This window comes from Chryseobacterium sp. MMO-72 (genome assembly GCF_037146035.1).
GTDB classification, from domain to species: Bacteria; Bacteroidota; Bacteroidia; order Flavobacteriales; family Weeksellaceae; genus Chryseobacterium; species Chryseobacterium indicum.
In genome coordinates this window covers 1-1,628 of the sequence record NZ_JBBCWG010000031.1, presented here as the reverse complement: position 1 = coordinate 1,628, position 1,628 = coordinate 1, and the positions used below count along the sequence as shown (strand labels likewise).

General features: G+C 49.6%; 1 rRNA gene. It reads left to right on the top strand.

What is annotated here, in order from left to right:
- The first annotated feature begins 102 nt into the window (after positions 1-102).
- Positions 103-1,619, top strand: a 16S ribosomal RNA gene (locus WFH39_RS21140).
- The last annotated feature ends 9 nt before the right edge of the window (positions 1,620-1,628 follow it).

Here is a 1,628-nt window from a genome sequence, read left to right as displayed (position 1 = left end):
GTTTTGTAGGAAGCGGAAGAAATGAAGATCATTGACATACAATATAACAACCAAGTAAGGAAAAACTAAAGCGTCAAAACTTTGAGTGAGTCAGACAAACATACAATGGAGAGTTTGATCCTGGCTCAGGATGAACGCTAGCGGGAGGCCTAACACATGCAAGCCGAGCGGTAGAGATTCTTCGGAATCTTGAGAGCGGCGCACGGGTGCGGAACACGTGTGCAACCTGCCTTTATCTGGGGGATAGCCTTTCGAAAGGGAGATTAATACCCCATAATATAATGAGTGGCATCGCTTATTATTGAAAACTCCGGTGGATAGAGATGGGCACGCGCAAGATTAGATAGTTGGTGAGGTAACGGCTCACCAAGTCAATGATCTTTAGGGGGCCTGAGAGGGTGATCCCCCACACTGGTACTGAGACACGGACCAGACTCCTACGGGAGGCAGCAGTGAGGAATATTGGACAATGGGTGAGAGCCTGATCCAGCCATCCCGCGTGAAGGACGACGGCCCTATGGGTTGTAAACTTCTTTTGTACAGGGATAAACCTTTCCACGTGTGGAAAGCTGAAGGTACTGTACGAATAAGCACCGGCTAACTCCGTGCCAGCAGCCGCGGTAATACGGAGGGTGCAAGCGTTATCCGGATTTATTGGGTTTAAAGGGTCCGTAGGCGGATCCGTAAGTCAGTGGTGAAATCTCATAGCTTAACTATGAAACTGCCATTGATACTGCGGGTCTTGAGTAAGGTAGAAGTAGCTGGAATAAGTAGTGTAGCGGTGAAATGCATAGATATTACTTAGAACACCAATTGCGAAGGCAGGTTACTATGTCTTAACTGACGCTGATGGACGAAAGCGTGGGGAGCGAACAGGATTAGATACCCTGGTAGTCCACGCCGTAAACGATGCTAACTCGTTTTTGGGTTTTCGGATTCAGAGACTAAGCGAAAGTGATAAGTTAGCCACCTGGGGAGTACGAACGCAAGTTTGAAACTCAAAGGAATTGACGGGGGCCCGCACAAGCGGTGGATTATGTGGTTTAATTCGATGATACGCGAGGAACCTTACCAAGACTTAAATGGGAATTGATCGGTTTAGAAATAGACCTTCCTTCGGGCAATTTTCAAGGTGCTGCATGGTTGTCGTCAGCTCGTGCCGTGAGGTGTTAGGTTAAGTCCTGCAACGAGCGCAACCCCTGTCACTAGTTGCCATCATTCAGTTGGGGACTCTAGTGAGACTGCCTACGCAAGTAGAGAGGAAGGTGGGGATGACGTCAAATCATCACGGCCCTTACGTCTTGGGCCACACACGTAATACAATGGCCGGTACAGAGGGCAGCTACACAGCGATGTGATGCAAATCTCGAAAGCCGGTCTCAGTTCGGATTGGAGTCTGCAACTCGACTCTATGAAGCTGGAATCGCTAGTAATCGCGCATCAGCCATGGCGCGGTGAATACGTTCCCGGGCCTTGTACACACCGCCCGTCAAGCCATGGAAGTCTGGGGTACCTGAAGTCGGTGACCGTAACAGGAGCTGCCTAGGGTAAAACAGGTAACTAGGGCTAAGTCGTAACAAGGTAGCCGTACCGGAAGGTGCGGCTGGAACATCTCATTTTAGAGCGTC